This window comes from Mycolicibacterium madagascariense (genome assembly GCF_010729665.1).
GTDB lineage: Bacteria > Actinomycetota > Actinomycetes > Mycobacteriales > Mycobacteriaceae > Mycobacterium > Mycobacterium madagascariense.
Genome location: NZ_AP022610.1, coordinates 1,894,798 through 1,914,269 on the forward strand (window position 1 = coordinate 1,894,798; position 19,472 = coordinate 1,914,269).

The window sequence follows — 19,472 nt, forward strand, 5'->3', positions numbered from 1 at the left end:
GTGAAGGGGCAGAATCTCATCCATGGCTGCCAACCCCCGTGCCGGACAACCGGCGCTCCCGGAAGACCTCATCGACGTGGCCCAGGTGGTCACCGCCTACTACAGCGTGGTGCCCGACCCGGAGAACGTCGATCAGCAGGTCGCCTTCGGGACGTCGGGGCATCGCGGGTCCAGCCTGGATGCCGCGTTCAACGAGGCGCACATCCTGGCGACGACGCAGGCCATCGCCGAATACCGCGCCGCCCAGGGCACCACCGGCCCACTGTTCATCGGCCGCGACACCCATGCGCTGTCCGAACCGGCCTGGGTGTCCGCGCTGGAGGTGCTCGCCGCCAACGACGTCGTCGTGATGATCGACGGCGCCGATCGCTATACGCCCACCCCCGTGGTGAGCCATGCGATCCTGTCGTTCAACCGCGGCCGTGACAGTGCTCTGTCCGACGGCATCGTCGTCACCCCCTCGCACAACCCGCCCCGCGACGGCGGCTTCAAGTACAACCCGCCCAACGGCGGCCCCGCGGACACCGATGCGACCGGGGCAATCGCCAAGCGCGCCAACGAGATTCTGCGTGGTGGCCTTGCCGACGTGAAGCGGGTCCCACTCGCGAAGGCACTGCAGACCGCGCAGCGCCACGACTACCTCAACGCCTACGTCGACGACCTGCCCAACGTCGTCGACATCCATGCGATCCGGGCCGAGGGCATCCGGATCGGGGCCGACCCACTGGGCGGGGCCAGCGTCGACTACTGGGGTGCGATCGCCGAACGGCACCAGCTCAACCTCGAGGTCGTCAACCCGCTCGTCGACGCCACCTGGCGGTTCATGACGCTGGACACCGACGGCAAGATCCGGATGGACTGCAGCTCGCCCAACGCGATGGCGTCGCTCATCGGGAAGATCGGCGAGTACCAGATCGCGACCGGCAACGACGCCGACTCCGACCGGCACGGCATCGTCACCCCCGACGGCGGGCTGATGAACCCCAACCACTATCTCGCCGTTGCCATCGACTATCTCTACTCCCATCGGCCGAACTGGCCGGGCTCGACCGCCGTCGGGAAGACCGCCGTCAGCTCGTCGATCATCGATCGCGTGGTGGCAGGCTTGGGGCGCAAGCTGATCGAGGTGCCCGTCGGCTTCAAGTGGTTCGTCGACGGATTGATCAGCGGCACAATCGGATTCGGCGGCGAGGAGAGTGCGGGCGCATCGTTCCTGCGCACCGACGGCTCGGTCTGGACCACCGACAAGGACGGCATCATCCTCGCCCTGCTGGCCTCGGAAATCCTTGCGGTGACCGGAACTTCGCCCTCGCAGCGGTATGCCGAGCTGGCGGAGAAGTACGGCGCGCCCACCTACGCGCGCATCGACGCGCCCGCAGACCGCGAGCAGAAGGCGCGCCTGGCGAAGCTGTCGCCGGATCAGGTGAGCGCGACCGAGTTGGCGGGGGAGGCCATCACCGCCAAGCTGACGACCGCACCCGGCAACGGCGCGCCGCTCGGCGGACTGAAGGTCACCACCGAGAACGCGTGGTTCGCGGCGCGGCCGTCGGGCACCGAGGACGTGTACAAGATCTACGCCGAGTCGTTCCACGGTCCCGAGCATCTGGCCGAGGTGCAGGCGGCGGCCAAGGAGCTGGTGAATACAGTCATAGGGTGAGTTGCCAGCGAGAAGCGAAGCGGGATCGCGCATGAGCTCGGTTGCGGAGGGTGACTGTCCGGCTCCCTCGAAGCCCAAGCTGCCCTCCGAAGTCTGGGTGCTCGTCACGGCGAACGCGGTCATCGCGCTCGGATACGGGGTCGTCGCGCCGGTCCTGCCGCAGTACGCGCGCAACTTCGGCGTCAGCATCGCCGCCGCGACGTTCGTCATCACCGCCTTCGCCCTGATGCGGCTCTGCGCGGCGCCCGCCAGCGGCGTCCTGGTGCAGAAGCTGGGGGAGCGGCGCATCTATCTCACCGGCCTGCTGATCGTCGCGCTGTCGACGGGGGCCTGCGCGTTTGCCCAGACCTACTGGCAGCTGCTGGTGTTCCGCTCCCTCGGTGGCTTCGGGTCGGCCATGTTCTCGGTGTCGTCGCTGGGCCTGATGATCAGGATCTCGCCGACGGATGCGCGGGGCCGGGTCTCGGGGATGTTCTCGAGTGCGTTCCTCGTCGGCTCCGTCGGCGGGCCGATCCTCGGCAGCCTCACCGTGGGACTCGGCCTGTCGGCGCCGTTCGTCATCTACGGCATCGCCCTGCTGATCGCCGCGGCCGTGGTGTTCATTCGGCTTCGGCATTCGGCGCTCGCCGCGGTGGACGTGCAGACCGAACCCGCCATCGCGCTGCGGGTCGCCCTGGGCAACCGCGCCTACCGGGCAGCGCTGTTCTCCAACTTCTCGACGGGATGGACGGCGCTTGGCCTGCGCGTCGCGTTGGTGCCGCTGCTCGTCGTCGAGGTGCTCCACCGCAGTCCCCGGATGGCCGGCGTGGCGCTGGCGACCTTCGCGATCGGCAACGTCTCGGCCGTCATCCCCAGTGGCTACCTGTCCGATCGGATCGGTCGACGCAAGCTGATCCTTGTCGGGCTCACCGTGTCGGCGGTGACGACGGCTTTGGTCGGGTTCACCGACTCGCTGCCGCTGTTCCTGGCGACCGCGTTCGTCACCGGCCTGGCGACCGGCATGTTCATCTCGCCGCAGCAGGCCGCCGTCGCGGACATCATCGGCAGCAAGTCCCGCGGCGGCACCGCGGTGGCCACGTTCCAGATGATGTCGGACTTCGGGGCCATCCTCGGCTCGCTGGCGGTCGGCCAGATCGCCGAACACCTCACCTACGGGTCGGCCTTCGTGATCAGCGGTGTGATCCTGGCGGCGGCCGCGGTGGGTTGGTCGATCGCACCGGAGACCCGCCAGCAGACCAGCGCCGAGCACACGCCGGCCCGGCCGCTGGGTCCGGAGGTCGGCGGCGAGGTCCCCTGACGACCGGTTTTGAACCCCGCGCGGTGGTTGGTGTACCGTCGACCAGCACGACACGAGGGGCTATGGCGCAGTTGGTAGCGCACCACACTGGCAGTGTGGGGGTCAGGGGTTCGAATCCCCTTAGCTCCACCCGAAACGGGCGGGAAACGCCTGATAGATGACCCGGACACAGTCCGAGCATAGCGCGACAGCACCGTCGCGACAGCACGTACGGGTTTATGCTGTTCACGTGGGTTCACCAACTGACGACGCAGACAGCACGGAACCGGTTCCGCTGAGTACGCCAAGCCGTCCGACATCAGCACCGAAGCGTTCCTCGAGGCCGGTTGGCAGGCAGGCGGGGGCTACGTCCACTTGCATGAGATCGCGTGGCGTCTGTCCGACTACGGCGTGCCTGACACCCTCAAGCCGGCGCCGGACGTGAGCGAAGCGGCGCTCCAGCAAAAGGCAAACAGGCTTGCCCTCCTTGGCGTGATCACCCACGCGAAGGGCACGCTCTACTTGATACCACCGAAACCGGCAGCGGCACCGGCGCCCGACGAGCCCAAAGCCTGAACGGGGTTCCGGCCCGATGGCATACATCCGCAACCGCACCCGCAAGGACGGCTCGGCCTACTTCTCCGTCTACTGGCGCGACGGAGGTCGGCAAGGTCGCCAGGAATGCCTGTCGTGGAACGACTATGCCGACGCCGTGCACTGCAAGCAGCTCGTCGAGCAGGTCGGTCCGGACAAGGCCCGCGAGATTCTGCGCATCGTCCAGGCCCCTCGCCAAGCCCAGACCGTCCGGCAGTTCCTGCTCAAACACATCGACCACCTGACCGGCGTCGAGGCCGGCACCGCTGCCCGCTACCGGGCCTACGTGAAGAACGACTACGGCGCCCTGGCCGACATCCCGCTGACAGCGTTGTCGCGCGACGACGTCGCCAACTGGATCGCCAAGCAGCACGCCGCCGGCGCGTCCGGCAAGACCATCGCCAACAAGCACGGCTTCCTCGCCGGTGCCCTCAATGCCGCAGTCCGCGACGGCAAGCTCAAGTCCAATCCCTGCGACGGGAACAAGCTTCCCCGATGGGATCGCGACGAGATGGTCTTCCTCGAGCGCCAGGAATTCCGCACACTGCTGTCAGCCGTCCCGGATTACTGGAAACCGTTGGTCCAGTTCCTCGTCATGTCGGGCTGCCGCTGGTCTGAGGCGACCGCGCTCACTCCCGCAGCGGTCGACCTCGCCGCCGGTACCGTCCGCATCACCAAGGCATGGAAGACCGGGCAAGGCGGCTACGTCCTCGGCGTACCCAAGACCAAGATGTCGGTGCGCACCATCAACGTGCCCAAGCGCACCCTCGACCTACTCGACCTCTCCGGGGACTGGGTGTTCACCAACTCCGGCCGCGGCCGCGGACAATTCGCCGACGGCCTCGTCCGTGACGACGACGGACCCGTCCGGATCCACTCGTTCCACCCCAACGTGTGGGCGCCGGCGATCGACCGCGCCCGACAGGCAGGGCTGCGCAAGAAGCCCCGCGTGCACGATCTCCGCCACACGTGCGCGTCGTGGCTGATTCAATCGGGCCGGCCGCTCCCGGCCGTGCAGGCACACCTCGGCCATGAGTCGATCTCCACGACGGTCGGCGTGTACGGCCACCTCGACCGGTCCTCTGGTCGCGGCAACGCCGACGCGCTGGACGCCATGCTCGACGACGCCTGAGCAAGAGCACGCCGCAGACCTCATCCTGACTTGGGTTAGCGGCCTGGGCTTCTCGTCGAACCCGTGATCTTCTTGTTCCTCCAATAGGTCTGCGACCTCGCGGACAACCCGGATAAGAAGTCGTCATCAACGTCCAGATCGATGGGCTCCTTTGGTGCCTGACTCGGTCTAGCCGTGGTGCTCATCTGCTCAATGGCCGCGAGCACCTGATGTTCGGTCATGGCCCACTTGCCGGCGCGCTTCATGGCTGCAAACCGGCGCTCCGCCAACTGAATCCGAAGCCAGGTCTTGCCCACCCCGAGCGTTTCTGCGGCCTCCGCCAGCGAGTAGATCCGCGGAATCGGGCTCTTGTGCTGATCGGGCATTCGCCGATGCTAGGCCCGCTGCCGAACCTTGTGCACTTTGGCCACGAGTTGCCCACCGCGAGTCAGGCCCTAGACTGAACCCTTCACTTCCGGTGGAGTCCCACATGGAGTCCGATGCCCAATCATCATCCGTCGCGCTCATGGCGTGGCTGCGCAATGTGCAAGCCCCACAAGCGCCGTGGGTCGGGCCGCTCGACTAAAGAACCCGTTGCCGTCCTCCGTAAGCTCGGCAAGCGCAAGCGCCTTAGCCGTCGCGACTTGGGCGCCTGACCCGCTGCAATCGATGGACCGTGACGGCGGCGTAGGCCATTGCCTTCTCGGTACCGAGGAGCCGACTGAGCAGCTGGTAGTACCGGACGGGTGTCATGCCGAGCTCGCGGATGGCGCGTTCCTTGCCGCCGGCGGTCTGCCACCACCGCGTTTCGAGGTCGAGCATCGCGCGCTCTTGGTTGGTCAGGGAATCCATAGCCAGTCGTCCGCAAGGTCGTGCTCGAGGTCGGCGACCTCGATCGGGTCGAGTGTCGTCATGCGTGTCTGCAGGGTGGGTTCGTCGACCCACAGGTGCTCGGCGAGCTCGCGGGGATGGCGACTCCAGCGCAGACCTTCGGCGAGCGCCTCGTACGTGATCAGTCGGCGGGCCGCGATCTCGTCGACGACGCGCTCCTCGCGCGCCGCGGCTGTCGGCTCGGTCGGCACGGGCCCGCGCTCGCGGTGCACCAGCTCATGGGTGAGGGTGCAGCGGCGCTCCGCCTGCGTCAGACCGCGCGCCAACCAGATCCGCCGGCCCAGCTGCAACCCCATGATCCGGTCCGGCAACCGGTAGCGGCAAGACACGACGACGTCATCGTGATGATCGCGGAGCATCCGCCACGGATGCCAAAAACTCCCCCATGACAACGCACGCTAGGGGAGACCTCTCAGATGACCGCCACCAACGAATTACACCTTTGAAGTTCGACGTTCAGTGTGGCGACACTCATTTGCGAGGCGGCTCTCGCTTCAGCAGATTCGACAGGCCGAGAGTGACGGCGACAACAGATGGGACGATGACAAGTACGTTCATGTGCCTGTCAGCGACAAGCCAGTATGCGAGAAGACCAAAGATTATCCCCACTAGCGCCAGAGACAAGCTGGCCAGGTCAATCCGAAGTTGGGTTGGCTTCCTGTGATTCGTTGTCACCGGCCGCCCTTCTGTACGTCTCGACCTTCTCAACGGTCCAGTGCGTTTGCGTGCGCCCATTCGTAACGGTCTTGTCTTCTCGTATCCGAAGCCAGAAGATATCGGTGCGACGGATGGCCAAACCGTGCGCAACGCGCCCAAGGAATGCTGAGTCTTCCACAGCTACGTTACGGGTTCGATTTCTCGTTTTCACCCTCCACTTGGTGGGATCGTCGAAATTGATAGCCGCCATCTGGGCCTCTGCGCTGAAGATCTCAGAACTTTGCTGAACCTCGTCTTCGGGTCGCACGGCGTCGTAGTCGCTGCGTCTGAGCACGAACGACTGTGGGCTGGCCGTAGTTTGTGCGTTCTTGTCCGTTGCTTCGTAGTGGTCTGGGGCGGACGGGTTCGCGACGTCAACCTCAGTCACTCGCGTGTCCGAGAGCGGCGCCATGATCTGTCGCAGTTGCTTCTTTCGCCGGGTTTTGCGCGTCTTAAGTTCATTCCAGGCAGCGGCCGGCACCTCGTCAACTGTGTCGTCTTGCCAATTGATTTTGACGTTGCCGTTGTCCAAGTACGTGACGTCTTTGACCTGTGCTCGCGTTGACTTCGTCGCCCACCAGAGTATGGATGACAATGACGGCACCCCGACCACCGCTGCTTCGGCGGTGGCGGCTGCGATCTTCGCGGCGTCCCAGTTGTCCGTCGCCATCCGTACAACTTCGATAATGAAGGACCCCTCTCTGGGGGGTCTCACCAGAACTTCGGAACCACTCGGGCCGTCTTCATGAAAGACGCCAGCCTTCTCGAAGTCGCTGGTAAGTCCAACGAGGCCCTGCAGCACTTCGGCGACGTGCGCGGCTCGTAGCTCCTGGAGCGCGACGCCGTTCTGGTCAGTCCCGACGAACCGCAGAATCATCGCGTCGGCGGCGGCAACGCCGTCGTCAGCTGGTGTGGTCTCCGTCACTCCCGCCCCTCCGCGTCCTCTGATCCCTCGCCGCCCGCTTCGCCTTGCTCGGACTTGCCTGGCGTGTAGCCGGGGAGCGGGATGTCTTCGATCTCAGTCTCGGCGTCCTGTTGATCAAGTAGCACCTGACCACCAGTCGGGTGGGCCGCCTCCAGCGGGAGTTCCTCGTCTGTTTGGGGGACAGCACGCAGGCCCGTCTTGTGCCCGCTAGAAGTGCCCGACGACTCGACGGCGTCAGGTTTGTCGGCAGGACGTACGTCGGCCGTAGAAGAGCTATCTGCGAGTAGTTCGGTGTCCAGCCATCGTCGAGACGGTTTTAGTCGCGGGAAGTGGGCCATCGGATTGGTTAAAGCCCGTTCATATGCGGTATCAGCCTGTTCTGTCCATTCAAACCTTGAGTTCCCTTTGCGCAAACGATCAAGTTCGTTAAGGGGAATCCGTTCCGTCATGTGAGCGAGCAAATCACCCTCCCCCGTCCAGGCGACTAAAGATCTTGCGGAAATCTTGAGAGGTACCGAGTACTTGCTTACAACGTAGCCAACACCGAATGCATGGACAGTGTGAGTAGGTTTTAGTCGTGACCCTGCTTCCTGGCAACGTCGCCAAGCGCCGGCGACGGCAGCGGCGCAGTCACTCAAATGTGCGACCACGCGCCAAGTCAAAACGATCTCAGCATCGTAGCAAGCCCGATGAATTTCTCGATAAGGCGGCCAATCTTCGGCGAACCAATCGAGTTGGGCCCTTCTCCGACTTTCCAAGTCATCCAGCGCCTCAAGAATGAAATTGCCGAGCCGGGTAGCGGCCTCCCGTCTTTGGTCGGCGAGTCGAAGCTCTCGATCGCTGCGCAATTGGCGCCGGAGGAAAAAGTACGCAATCAGAAGACCGATCAATGTCGCGAAAAGTGGAAGCCCTGTGTCGGCCATCCACTGAGGGTTGGTGAGTGCGGCAAGGACAGTCGATAAGTAGTTTGTCAACCTTCCTCACCGTCTTGACTTACCTCACCGCCACCGTCGCTCTGCTCAGATTGGCCGGGCGTGTAGCCCGCCGGAGCCGTACGGGCGGCGGCCGGCTGGTGCGGCTCCTCATCGTCGGTCGGTGTCAAGTTAGCCGCGTCCGGAACAAAATCAGCAAGCGCCGTCTCGACATCATCCAGCGACGCAACAACGTTGTCTTGCAACAGCTTTAAGAGGCGTCCGTTGAAGGCACCCCAGTCGATACCGCTGTCCCGTCCCCAGGGCTCCGCTTGACGAAGAACGCTTCCAAGGCCACGCTCGTCGGCCGCCTGAGTGACTTTCCGTTGATCGTTCCATACCCGTCGTTCCTCCGCCTCGCGCTTGCGGTTCCCATGGACGCGATCGATGTCCCAGTCAGGACGGCCGATCTGATGAATTCCCAGGTTATACGCGTTCGTCTCCCCCTGGAAGGCCACCAGTCGCGCTTCCATGGTTCGTCAGCAGGCACGAAAGCTGCGCCTGGATTCCACGGAGGAGTCCTAGGCCGGCCTGACTCTTCGTCGGTCGTCATCTCAAGCACGTTATGCAGTTCGCGCTCCGCGACCTCAAACCGAGCTCTTGGCGCTGCAGCCGCCCCCCGTCGCGCACCGGACTGCCACCGGCGGTGCGTTCGTATGTCGAAGTCCACATCGCCGTTTAGCTCAACGACATACCTCACACTGCCCCCCGGCGATCGCATTGCCCGTGCTGATCTGCGCAGCGCATTCTATGCGCTGAGGAGTGGCGCTTTTGGGATTAGGGTCGGTTATGGCCTCGCAAGTGTTCGGCGTGTTGGTTGTGGGGTCCGCAACGTTCATCGGACGACGCTGATGGCCCGCGTGGCGATCTCGTCCCGCTCACAGGGCCTGGTCGCCGACCGCCCTTAAATTGCCTCGCTGGATGCGCAATAAGGCGTGCTATTGACGACAGCGCCATTTTTTAGCCCGGCTGGTCGCGACTGGCAGCGCTCGACGCGACTCATCGTTGATTCGCAAGTTCGGAAGGCCAATCGCCAGAAGGCGGCTGCCCGGCGCCTGGGCAACCTCCGCCACGATCCGCGCATCGACGTGCTGGCCGTAGATCCCGTCAACCCCATGCGATACGTCGAGATACGTGGGACGGCGACGCTGCAGGAGATCTCTGATGACCAGAGCAAGCTGGGTCCGTTGAAGGAACACGCCGAGAAGTACGCGCTTCCGGAGGAAGCTGCGCGCATCCCCGCTGGGGTGCACGTCGCGCAGATCCGCATCACGCCGCACAAGGTGAACTACTTCGACCGGCAGCGATCTCAGATGGGCCCAGCTACCCAACAAGTGCGACCCGGCGATCCCCAGCGGACCGGTCCGTCGCGCGAATCGTCATGCCTCACAGGCGAAGACGTGGCAGGCGACACGTCGCTCCCCAGCCGGAGTGTCGAGCGATGATCATCGGTGACGTCGACCGGCTGCAGATTCTGACGACGTACGACGTGCTCGTGGACGACCAAGAATCGTTGGTGACGTCCCTGGCCGCGCATGCCGAGGACCACCTTGCAACCCTGCGCGGCTTCGCTGGCGTGGCCTGGCTGGCGCAGTTGCCTGGGCCCGGCCAGTCGGAGAGCAGTGCCGCGGCGGGTGTCGTACAGATCCTGCAATGGGACGACCCCGAGGCCGCCCGGAATGTCCTCGCCGACCCGGGGTCCCTTTCTCCGCAGGCCGGTCTGCAGGGGTTCTCGTCCACGATTTCCGCCGCCTGCTCTGAGCTCTACCGGCTGGACGCCGTGATCAGCGAGGACGGTCGCGACCGCGCGGTTCTCGAGGTGCAGCCGACGGGGACCCAAGTGGCTACTGCGATCATCGTGACCGAGCCGGCGCCAGGGAAGCGAGGTTGGCTCGCGGAATACCACCACAGCGAAACCAGTGACCACATTCGCCATCTTCCGGGGTTCGTATCCGCGAGCTTCTTCGCCGCCGAAGACAGTCAGCGACTCGCCGAGATCGTGCAATGGAGATCGTTCGGTCACTTCAGCGCTGCCTTCCACGACCACCGGTTCAAAGAGCATGTCGACGTCGCCGCCATTACTCGACGTCCACGGTGACCTCCTACGAGGTTCTTCGAACCCTTGAAGGACGGCGATGATGTCGATCGCGAGTCGTTTCCGGGACCCCACCTCGGGCCACGACAGCACCGCCTTCGCGGCGCCACACGTGTCGACCACCACGGATTGGAGATAGCCGCGAGATGGGCACTGTTGCGATATTCGGCGCTACCGGCCGCACGGGTGTTCTGCTGCTGGATCGAGCACTCACCTGTGGTCATCACGTCGTAGCGGTCGCCCGCCGTCCCGAGTCGCTCGCCGACTCGATGGCGAGGTGGGCGCATACCGACCGGTTGAGGATCGTCGCAGCAGACGTACGCGACCCGGCTGCGGTGGAGGCCGCCGTTGAGGGCACGCAGGCCGCGATCTCGGCGATCGCGTCCACGGGCCGTCATCCGGACCGAGTGTTCTCCGAGGGCACGCGCAACATCGTGAATGCCCTTCAACGTCAGCAGGTTTGGCGATTCATTTGCATCTCCTCGCGGGGTGTCAACTACCACGATCCCGCTTTGCCGCTGCCGTACCGCGCGGTGATCCGTCCCCTGTTCTTGGGCGAGGTCTACGCCGACATGCAGCAGATGGAGTCGATCGTGCGGGGCAGTGACCTTCGGTGGACACTGATACGGGCGCCTCGGTTGCGCGACGGTCCGGCGCGCGGCGGCTACCGCATCGAGGATGGTCACAACCCGCGCAGGGGCTGGTCGATATCGCGAGCCGATCTCGCGGCCTTCACCGTCGACCAGGTGGACTCCGTCGACTGGATCCACCGCGCGCCGACCCTGGCGTACTGAGGATCTGGTTACGCAGCAGCCGTCCGCTCGGCGTGTCAGGCCGGAAACGGCACTCGACCCGTCTTCGGGCTGCGCCATCGAATACTGTTGTCTTCAAACAACATTCAGCCTCATGACGGTGTCGTGTGCGCGCGTGCGGTCGACGCCGACGATGAGCAGTGCGGTCATCGCGACGTGTTGGGCGTCGATGAGCGGGTCGGTCGCTGATGCCTCGTGCAGGGCTGTTGCCGCGGCTGCGAGTACGTCTCGCAGAGCAGCAGCAGGGAGGTGTGTGGAGAATTGTCCGCGGGCTTGACGGCTCGCCACGATGGTCATCACGGCGGTAGCGATGCGGCGTACTGCGCGAGCGAGTCAGGAGACGTACCGAGCAGGGAGGTCCAGCGTGTCGGGGTTTTCCTCGGAGGTTGGGGTGGTGCAGTGCTCGGGTACCGAACCCTGCACGGCGTCTTGCTGCCGGCAAGGTGTGGTCTCTGCGTCGACTAGGTGCCTGTCCATCGTGTGGTGGTCTGCACGTTTGCCGATCGGGGAAACACTGTCTCGGTGAGTGCGTGGTGGACGCCGGGGTTGGGGTCGGCGCAGGCATCAGAGAGCACGGTCATGTGCAGATCGTGGGTTTCGGCCTCGGTGAAGGCACCCAGGACGACGCCGCTGGTGCTCACCCCGGCCAAGACGACGTGAGTCACCAACTGAGACCGCAGGATCGACGAAAGCTTGCTTCCGGCAAACGGATTGAACCTGTTCTTGTCGACGAGTGCCTCACCGGCCGTCGGGGCGAATTCGTCGATCAATAGACTGGCTTCCGGCGCCAGTGCGTCCTTTTCGCGATTGGGCCAGAACGCCTTACTGGACGGCGCCACGTCCACGTAGCCCGGTTCGAAGGCGACCTTGCTGAACACCACCAGCAGTCCTTCGTTGCGGGCGGCGGTCAGGGCGATGTGGGCGTTGGCGACCGCGTCGCGGGCCCACGATTGATCGCCCAGACCAACCTGAAAGTCCAGTAGCAGCAGTGCCGTTCGGCTTTCGGTCATGTGGGGCCAGCAGTCCGATCGTCACTAGGGTCAGAAGAGTCCACGACCGCCCTCACGGATGACGCCGGGCTTGACGATGGGGTAGAGGTCGTGCAGTTCGGCGTTGCTCAGTTGGGGCAATCGTTGGACCAAGGTGAGGAAGCGGGCGCTTTCGCCGTCGTCGAGGTAGCGGTCGGCGACGGTCATGAACTTGTCGATGTAATCTGCGCGCCCCCACGGGGTGGGATAGATGAACGCGTTCGCGTTGTCCTTGATGTAGGTATTGGTGGTGCCGTCGGCGAACGTGATGTCGACTCGGCCGCCAAACTTGCGCTTGGTGAGGTCGGGCGATGAGTAGGCCTTCGTCCACGTTGGGTCGGCTTGGGTGCGGATCTTGCGCCAGAGTTCCCTGGTGCTGGGCTGGTGGATCCGTTCGTTGCTGAAGGACTTCTCGAAATCCCAGGTACCGTCCTGCAGTGCCACGGCCAGCATGTAGGGCAACGAGTGGTCGATGGTGCCGCGCGGGGCGTCCGGGTCGTACTTGAGCGGATCGGTGGAGCCGATGACGTCGTGGGTCTCCTCCGAGGCGGTCACGACGATGGAGTCGATCAGGGTCAAATCACCGATCTCCGAACGGATGTCGAAGGCCAGGTCCATGAATGGTTGGGCCAGATAGTCCGCGGACCATTGCTTGGGGATGGACTGGGTCATGTATCTCGGGGACTCTCCAGGTTCGAGGATCTCGACCGTGAAGTCCGCGCCGTCCAGGAGCACGGCGATCGTGCCGAATGGACCCTCGTAGACCGGTGTGGGGGACTCCTCGCCACGCAGCGCGCGGTCCATCGCTTCGATGGCGGTCTTGCCAACGAAACCGGGGGCATTGCCCTTCCAGGTGGAGATCAAGCCGGTGCGCATTTGAAAGGTGATGGTGGACAGGAAGGAGCTGAGCTGAACGGCTTGGTAGGCAACGTCGATCGGTACCTGCAGCAGGGCGGCGAGTCCCACCGGCACGGCGGTGCCTAGGTTGCACATTTGGTCGACCCCGTGATGGTGCAGATCGAAACCGGCGACCAGCCCGAGCATGGCCTGGTAGCCGTGCACGATGCCGCGGATGGCGTCGCGGCCGGTGCGTCCGGACTGCTGGGCCGCCGCGATCATCGTGCCCATGACGTCGCTGGGGTGTGAGAGGTCGCGGCCGCCGAACGCGTCGCTCCAATCCAGATGACGCACCGCCGTGCAGTTCGCGTACGCCGCCCACTCGGCGTGCACCGTCACATCTGGGGTCAGTCCGATGAGCGTGGCGCCGCCGGAACGTGGATGTCCCTTGGCGGCGGCGTGCGCCCGGGCCGGGGGTTCGGTGCTCAGCGCCGCGATCGCCACCGACACCGAGTCGATGACCCGGTCGATCACCAAGTCGGTGACGTCGTCCTCGATGTCACCGGCCCGCAGTGCGGCTTGCGCCAGCAGGAACGTCAGTTGCCGCTCCCGGGGGATCTGGGCGCCGGCCTTCACCGTCGTGACGTGGTGGGTCTTCATGATCGACTGCTTCCTTCGCGGATCGTTGTTCGATGACGACTCAATCGCCTTCGTGGACGGCGCCCGTTCCGGTCGGCGCGGCGGTCGGGATGGGGTGGTCTTCGCGAGGGATGTAGGCCGCGCCGCTCATGAGGCGCCGCGCCGTGCGGATCATGGCCAGCTTGGTGAAGGTCGGCACCTCGTCGCCCTCTTCGGCGGCGGTCTGGACCTGGTTGGTCATCACCCCGCCGGGATGTCCGATGCGGAGCTCCCCTGAATCAGCCGAGGCGGCGCTGGCCCGCGCCACGACCGAACCGGGGACACGGGAGGCGGCGGTCAAAGCGATCGACCCCGTTCCGGCGATGGTGGGGTGTAGCCGGTCCAGGAATATCAGCCGCACGCGTACATCCATTGCCGTGGAGGGGATCTCGTCGCCGTTGGCGGCGGTGTAGTCCCCGGGGCCGGCGACCACCCCGGTCAGCGGCAGACCACGGTTGGGGCTGTTGGCCTCGGTCCACTCATCGACCAGGCCTGCCGCAGCGGCTGCCTTGGCGCGGATCTCGAACAGGGTCTTCATGGCCGCGGTGTCCTTCTCGATCTCGGCGGCCTGCTCGCTGCCGGTCAGCCCGACGTCGGCGGCGGTGATCCAACAGGTGATGTTGCCCGCGTCGACGATGGACACGCTCACCGTGTCACCCGACTCCAGGGTGATGTCGTCGGTCACGTTTCCGGTCGGTAGCAGCGACCCGGTGGCAGAACCGACGGTGCCCTTCCAGTCCATCGTGATCGGCGCTCCGGTTCCCGGGACGCCGGCGATGGCGGCATCGCCCAGCACCGCGGCGCGTCCACCGACGACCGGGACCTCGGCGACGAGGATCTTGTCGGTGTTGGTGTTGTGGATGCGCACCGTCGTCACGGGGACGGTCGGCGTGATCAGTCCTTCGTCGATGGCGAAAGGGCCCACCCCGGCGGAGATGTTGCCGCAATTGCCGGTGTAGTCCACGCTTGCCTGGTCGAGCTGAACCTGCCCGAACGTGTACTCGACGTCGGCGTCGTCCCGGGTCGAAGGGGCGACGATTGCCAGCTTGGACGTGACCGGTTTGGCGCCGCCGAGTCCGTCGATCTGGTTGAGGTCCGGTGACCCCATCAAGCGGCACAGCACGGCATCGCGTTCTGGTCCGGCCGGCGGGATGTCCTGTTCGTGGAAGTACAGTCCCTTGCTCGTCCCCCCACGGGCCAATACCAGGCGCAGGGTTTCTTGATCGGTCGGAATCAGCATGGCGACAAGCCTTTCGGGTCAGGTTGGGTCTGCGCGTGCTTCAGGACATCGCGCGCTCAGCCGCCGTGACGGTGCGCCGTGCCCCAAACCCATTGTGTCCGCGGCTGGGGTGCCGGTCATGCCGTGTCGAGGTCGGCATCGTCGCAATCCTTCGGCGGTGCTAGAGGGTGAGACCGCTGAGGAAGTCGTCGATGAGGGCGTTGACCGCGTCGGGGTTCTCGCGGGCGGCGAGGTGGCCGGTGTACTTGATGATCTCGAAGCGGCCGTTCGGAATGGCCTCGGCCATGCGCCGTACGACGTGCACGGGGAATTGGCTGTCTTCCTCGCCGGCCACGATCATCACCGGTGTGTCGGTGATGGTGGCGAGCAGGCTGTGTTCGTCGCGCCGCCCAATGAGGATGCTGCGCAGCGCCCACGCCACGGACTTGGGATCATCGCGCAGCGGGAAGGACAGGAATTGCAGGAATTCCGGGCGGGTCGCGCGGGCGGTGGGTCCGGCGAAGGCGTTGGTCGCAGCGGTGACGATCAACTTCGGCATCCGCTCGTGCAGTGAGAGGAACGTGGCCAGCGAAGTGGCCCAAATGGATTCGTAGGTGGTGGGTAGCGACGCCGTGGCGTTCATGCCGATCGTCGCGTGAACCCGCCCTGGGTAGTAGGCGGGGAATACCCCGGCCAGCATGCCGCCCCAGCTGTTGCCGATGAGGACGATCTTGTCGACCCCGAGTGCGTCGAGTACCTCGACGAGCACGTCGGCGGAGTCCTTGAGGTCGATGTTCTTGCGCAACGCATCGGACTGACCGTGGCCGGGAGAGTCCAGCAGGATGATGCGGTAGCGGGTCTTGAAGTGCTCGTACTGGTAACGCCACATCGTGCCGTCCATCATCAGAGATGGCCAGAACAACAGGACGGGGCCGTCGGGTGTGCCGCCGAGGCGTACGTGGATCACACCGAGCCGGGTACGAATCTTGCGGTCTTCCACACCCTCGAGCCAGCCTTCGTCGAACACCGAAATGACATCTGCCATTGCGACTCTTGCTCCTTCACCATGTTGAAGCCGTTCAGAGGCAGACACTTTCGCAGGCGTGACGTCTCGTCGTCGTGGCCATGCCGCTGCGGTGGCCGAATAGTCCTCGCCACCGTCTACCGCACCCCGGGTGAGGTGCCGACACTCTGGGCTAGCTGTACCAACCGACAGTAGCGCCGCGGTTGGTGCCCGGTCATTGTGCTGCAGCACAGACATGACGACTCGTTCTGCACATCGCGGAAGGGTCCCGCGACCAATGTTTCACCGTCGCCGGTGCGGTGTTCGGTGTCGCGTCGGTCCGCCTGCGCGAGATGCTATGGGCGCGAGGATGAGTGGCGACGTTCGCGCTCGAGAGCGGTGACCAGTTGTGGGGAGTTCACGGCGAGTGCGACCCGCCGAGTCCAGGATTCGTCGGTGAAGCGGCCACCGGCGAGGACCTCGAATCGACGCAACCGGTAATTGACCGTGTTGCGATGACAGTAGAGAGCCGCGGCGGCGGCATTCACGGATCGGTTGTGCCGCAACCACGTTCGGACCGTGTCCACCAACGGGTGAGACCGCTCGGGGGGAAGGTTCAGTACCTGTCCCAGGCTCGTCACGACCAGGGTGTTGGTAACGCGGGGGGAGCTTGCCAGCATGATGTCGAGGATGTCTGTGTCGTAGCGGACGACGGGCTTGCGTGCCGACGTGCTGGCTACCGCGACTCCTGCCTCGGCGCAGGCCGCCGCTGCGTGTTCGATGGACGTGAACGGGGAGCTCAGACCTACAGGGCTCGCGGCGCGCTCGTACACCGCCGATGCGATGTCCTCGATGCGCGCTGCGGCGTGGCGCAACGACAGAAGGACGGTCTGAGAGCGAGTTCCGCGTCGCACCCAGGCCGAGTCCACTGCCCTCAGGGCACTCATGAAGAGCTCCAGATCAGTCTGTGCCGCAGGAGAGGTGTGGTGTGCAACGTCGAGGACGACGAAATGGCCGCGTCGTGGAATGTGAAGCGCGGCAATGCCGTCCCAGTACTTCGGGTCCTGCAGTGGTGTGCAGGAGAGGACGGTGTCGAGAAGAGACGCCTTCACATCCGCCTGCCGGCGAGCCGTTGGGCCTCCCAGTTCTGAGTACCTGGCCTCCACGTGTAGCGAATATTGGTCGAGCAATCCGAAGATCCGCGGCGTCAGCGCGATGAGGGCCTTGCCGTCTGCTACCTCGTCGCTCACCTGTCGGGCGAGGTGTCGCCAGATGCCGGCCCCGCCCACGCGATGACTGTGCAGCACGTCGGGCAGCGTCGCGCCCTGGTCCAGTCGGAGATGGATCGCCCTGTCGATCGTTTCGATGTTTGCAGCAGTCATGCGTTCGGACCCTCTGCCGACTGAACCGAGAAACTCGGTGAAGACGTCTCGCATGACGAAACGAACGGCCTCGCCGAGGCCATCGTCGGGTTGCCAGCCGGGAACGTCGTCGGCGCGCAAGGTGGTGACGACGTCGTCGACGAGGTCCATGACGCCGCTCGACGCGCGCCGGGTCAGGCTCTCGACATCCGCGGTGGAGGACATTGCCAAATATTAGCTGTCGAAACCGAAGGCCGGTTGTGTCGAATCTTGGAGGTCGCTGCCTGGCGGCCGTGCGGCGCCATGATCGATCGGTCGCCGTTCGTGTCGCGGACCGGTTCGCCACACACCGTTGTCAACGCGTGGCGCGTCGTGACGTCGAAGAACGTGCTCCGATTCTCGTGCTCCAGCACAAAGACAGCGCCCTGTGCGGTGGGCTAACTTCGGTCAGTGATGGCATCCGGATCGGATCCTTCGGCAGCCGTCACGTCACAGTCCCGCGACACCGAGGTCGAAACGTTGACCAGGATGGCCCAACGGGACGCTCGCGGTGTTTGCCCAAAACGCACCATCGGGGCCGCGCCGTCGCCGTCGCCGTCGCCCGAGTGACGAAGGGCACGGCAGGTGATGCCTCGTCGCGTCCCGGCTCGTGACGCGCGAACTCGGCACGGACGAGACGTCGTGCCGACACTCAACCATCAGCGCGCACCAACGCGCCATCTCGAGAGGCGGGAAGCAACTTCATGGCGAACATGACGCTCAAGGAATGGGTGCAGAAGCTCGACGACGCCGGCCTGTTGAACCGGATCACCGACGAGACCCGGGTCGACGAACTCCCACAGATCATGGAGGACAACCCCTCCCAGGCCGTGCTGGTGGAGAACGTCAAGGACTGCCAGGTTCCCTTCCTGTCCAATGCCTACGCCACCGAGGAGATGTTCACTCTGGCGCTGGGCTGCACGGCCGAAGAGCTACCCGCGGAGATCGCGCGCCGCAAGAAGGCTCCCCGCGACACGGTGACGGTCCAGACGTCGCCGTTGAAGGACAACGTCATCACCGGTGACGACCTGGACCTGGCGATGCTGCCGTGGTTCTGCCACCACGAGCACGACGGCCATGCATTCATCAACGATTGCAACGTCGTCAGCCGCAACCTCGGCACCGGCCTGCTCGACACCGGCGAGTACCGGTTGCAATGGCGCAAGCGCAACGAGACCGGCATCTCGCTGTCGAACCCGTCGCGCAACACTCGGCTCAACATTCAGGCCTATGTCGATGCTGGTCGAGAGATGCCGGTGGCGTGCGTGATTGGCGGCACCCCGCATCTCAAACTCTCGCAGATGTACACCGTCGAGGGCTACGACGACTGGCAGGTGCTGGGTGGGCTGCTCGGCGAGCCCGTCGAATTGGTGAAATGCGAGACCAATGACCTGATGGTGCCGGCCAGCGCCGACATCGTGCTCGAGGGCCGAATGATGGTCAGCGAGGGCCCCGTTCACGACGAAGGGCCCTACGGCGAGTACATGGTCACCTACGGCGGGGGCCTGCAACACATGTGGCGGATCGTGTGGGACTGCATCACTCACCGCAACGGCGCGATCTACGAGTATGCGTCCATCGCGGGCCTTCACCCGGGTAGGTCGGACATGGTCGACATGACCTTCACCCTCGCCGCCGACATCTACGATGCGCTCAAGAGCGCAGCCATCGACGTCGTCGACCTCTACTTGCCCCCAGACGCGGTAAGCCAAATCGCCTACCTCAAGATTCGACCCCATCGCGCGGGAGATGCCAACAACGCCTTGGCATTGATGCTGACCTGTTCGCGACAGATGGTCCCCAAGATCGCCTACGTGTTCGACGACGACGTCGACATCCGCGATCCAGGCGACGTCTCCTGGGCGTTCGGCCTGCGGTTCAACCCCGAACAAGGCACGCTGATCCTGCCCCGGCAGAACGTCAACTTCCTCGACCCCAGCCTGACCACGTCCGAGCCACCGTTCTTCATCTCCAAGATCGGATTCGACTGCACCAAGCCGACGGTGGGCGACCTGAGTCGATTCGACCGGGCGGTGGTCGTGCCCCCAGCCGTCGTGCCCGACGACCTCACCATTCTGGACACCGATCAGCTGACCGACGCGCTGGAGAAGTTCATCCGTCAGGCGCCCCGGGCGTGGCGCGAGGTGGTGGCCGAATTCGCCGGGCACCCCTACCCGGCGCTCTATCACGCCTTCGGTCGGCTACGGGATCGGCTCGGGCGGCGTGAGGAGGACTCGCCCACGTTCCCCTACCGATTCATCGACACCGGCTCAGAGTGA

Annotated in this window: 19 protein-coding genes and 1 tRNA gene; 9 read left to right on the plus strand and 11 right to left on the minus strand. The window is 64.9% G+C overall.

Features of this window, described 5'->3' with window-relative positions; translation table 11 throughout:
* Window positions 1-22 precede the first annotated feature (22 nt).
* The 5 genes from pgm to G6N60_RS08950 all read left to right on the plus strand — a co-directional run bounded on the left by pgm (window position 23) and on the right by G6N60_RS08950 (window position 4,659).
* Window positions 23-1,657: a phosphoglucomutase (alpha-D-glucose-1,6-bisphosphate-dependent) gene (gene pgm, locus G6N60_RS08930; protein WP_163735444.1), complete on the plus strand. Its 1,635-nt coding sequence runs from the start codon at window positions 23-25 to the stop codon at window positions 1,655-1,657.
* Window positions 1,658-1,688: 31 nt separating this feature from the next.
* Window positions 1,689-2,954 (plus strand): MFS transporter, encoded by a 1,266-nt coding sequence (locus tag G6N60_RS08935; RefSeq protein WP_163735447.1) that lies wholly within the window; start codon window positions 1,689-1,691, stop codon window positions 2,952-2,954.
* A gap of 56 nt (window positions 2,955-3,010) precedes the next feature.
* Window positions 3,011-3,083 (plus strand) — tRNA-Ala (locus G6N60_RS08940).
* A 225-nt stretch (window positions 3,084-3,308) separates the two neighbouring features.
* A complete protein-coding gene (locus tag G6N60_RS08945; protein WP_163735451.1) occupies window positions 3,309-3,509 on the plus strand; it encodes a hypothetical protein in 201 nt (66 codons plus the stop codon).
* A 16-nt stretch (window positions 3,510-3,525) separates the two neighbouring features.
* Window positions 3,526-4,659, plus strand: a complete 1,134-nt coding sequence (locus tag G6N60_RS08950; RefSeq protein ID WP_163735454.1) for a site-specific integrase — start codon at window positions 3,526-3,528, stop codon at window positions 4,657-4,659.
* Between the two features lie 35 nt (window positions 4,660-4,694).
* On the opposite strand, the gene G6N60_RS08955 is transcribed toward G6N60_RS08950, so the two are convergent.
* The 6 genes from G6N60_RS08955 to G6N60_RS08980 form a co-directional block, all read right to left on the minus strand.
* Complete coding sequence (locus G6N60_RS08955; RefSeq protein ID WP_163735456.1) at window positions 4,695-5,024, minus strand: helix-turn-helix domain-containing protein; 330 nt, start codon at window positions 5,022-5,024, stop codon at window positions 4,695-4,697.
* A 244-nt stretch (window positions 5,025-5,268) separates the two neighbouring features.
* A complete protein-coding gene (locus tag G6N60_RS08960) occupies window positions 5,269-5,490 on the minus strand; it encodes a DUF3263 domain-containing protein (protein WP_163735461.1) in 222 nt (73 codons plus the stop codon).
* Window positions 5,478-5,858, minus strand: coding sequence for an ImmA/IrrE family metallo-endopeptidase (locus G6N60_RS08965; RefSeq protein WP_246240492.1), 381 nt, complete (start codon window positions 5,856-5,858; stop codon window positions 5,478-5,480). Before G6N60_RS08965 ends, G6N60_RS08960 begins: the two co-directional genes overlap by 13 nt.
* 305 nt (window positions 5,859-6,163) lie before the next feature.
* A complete protein-coding gene (locus tag G6N60_RS08970; RefSeq protein WP_246240494.1) occupies window positions 6,164-7,150 on the minus strand; it encodes an LAPAL motif-containing putative phage structural protein in 987 nt (328 codons plus the stop codon).
* The gene (locus G6N60_RS08975) at window positions 7,147-8,073 is read right to left on the minus strand and encodes a hypothetical protein (protein ID WP_163735466.1); all 927 of its coding nucleotides are present in this window, start codon (window positions 8,071-8,073) and stop codon (window positions 7,147-7,149) included. Before G6N60_RS08975 ends, G6N60_RS08970 begins: the two co-directional genes overlap by 4 nt.
* Before the next feature lie 47 nt (window positions 8,074-8,120).
* Window positions 8,121-8,594 carry a hypothetical protein gene (locus G6N60_RS08980; RefSeq protein WP_163735469.1) on the minus strand — a complete coding sequence of 158 codons (474 nt, stop codon included), beginning with the start codon at window positions 8,592-8,594 and terminating at the stop codon, window positions 8,121-8,123.
* A gap of 462 nt (window positions 8,595-9,056) precedes the next feature.
* Here G6N60_RS08980 and G6N60_RS08985 point away from each other — a divergent pair, with 462 nt between their 5' ends.
* The 3 genes from G6N60_RS08985 to G6N60_RS08995 all read left to right on the plus strand — a co-directional run bounded on the left by G6N60_RS08985 (window position 9,057) and on the right by G6N60_RS08995 (window position 11,010).
* Window positions 9,057-9,566 carry a pyridoxamine 5'-phosphate oxidase family protein gene (locus tag G6N60_RS08985; RefSeq protein WP_163735471.1) on the plus strand — a complete coding sequence of 170 codons (510 nt, stop codon included), beginning with the start codon at window positions 9,057-9,059 and terminating at the stop codon, window positions 9,564-9,566.
* Entirely contained in the window at window positions 9,563-10,219 is a 657-nt protein-coding gene (locus G6N60_RS08990; protein ID WP_163735474.1) for a hypothetical protein, read from the plus strand. Before G6N60_RS08985 ends, G6N60_RS08990 begins: the two co-directional genes overlap by 4 nt.
* A gap of 143 nt (window positions 10,220-10,362) precedes the next feature.
* Entirely contained in the window at window positions 10,363-11,010 is a 648-nt protein-coding gene (locus tag G6N60_RS08995; protein WP_163735477.1) for an NAD(P)-dependent oxidoreductase, read from the plus strand.
* Window positions 11,011-11,489: 479 nt separating this feature from the next.
* On the opposite strand, the gene G6N60_RS09000 is transcribed toward G6N60_RS08995, so the two are convergent.
* The 5 genes from G6N60_RS09000 to G6N60_RS09020 all read right to left on the minus strand — a co-directional run bounded on the left by G6N60_RS09000 (window position 11,490) and on the right by G6N60_RS09020 (window position 17,379).
* Entirely contained in the window at window positions 11,490-12,038 is a 549-nt protein-coding gene (locus G6N60_RS09000; RefSeq protein ID WP_163735480.1) for a cysteine hydrolase family protein, read from the minus strand.
* Window positions 12,039-12,068: 30 nt separating this feature from the next.
* Entirely contained in the window at window positions 12,069-13,553 is a 1,485-nt protein-coding gene (locus G6N60_RS09005) for an MmgE/PrpD family protein (protein ID WP_163735483.1), read from the minus strand.
* A gap of 40 nt (window positions 13,554-13,593) precedes the next feature.
* Window positions 13,594-14,811 carry a 2-methylaconitate cis-trans isomerase PrpF family protein gene (locus tag G6N60_RS09010; protein WP_163735486.1) on the minus strand — a complete coding sequence of 406 codons (1,218 nt, stop codon included), beginning with the start codon at window positions 14,809-14,811 and terminating at the stop codon, window positions 13,594-13,596.
* 160 nt (window positions 14,812-14,971) lie between these two features.
* Entirely contained in the window at window positions 14,972-15,835 is an 864-nt protein-coding gene (locus G6N60_RS09015) for an alpha/beta fold hydrolase (RefSeq protein ID WP_163735489.1), read from the minus strand.
* Between the two features lie 314 nt (window positions 15,836-16,149).
* On the minus strand, window positions 16,150-17,379 hold the full coding sequence (locus G6N60_RS09020; protein ID WP_163735492.1) for a helix-turn-helix domain-containing protein: 1,230 nt from the start codon (window positions 17,377-17,379) through the stop codon (window positions 16,150-16,152).
* Between the two features lie 518 nt (window positions 17,380-17,897).
* Here G6N60_RS09020 and G6N60_RS09025 point away from each other — a divergent pair.
* A complete protein-coding gene (locus G6N60_RS09025) occupies window positions 17,898-19,472 on the plus strand; it encodes a UbiD family decarboxylase (RefSeq protein ID WP_163735495.1) in 1,575 nt (524 codons plus the stop codon).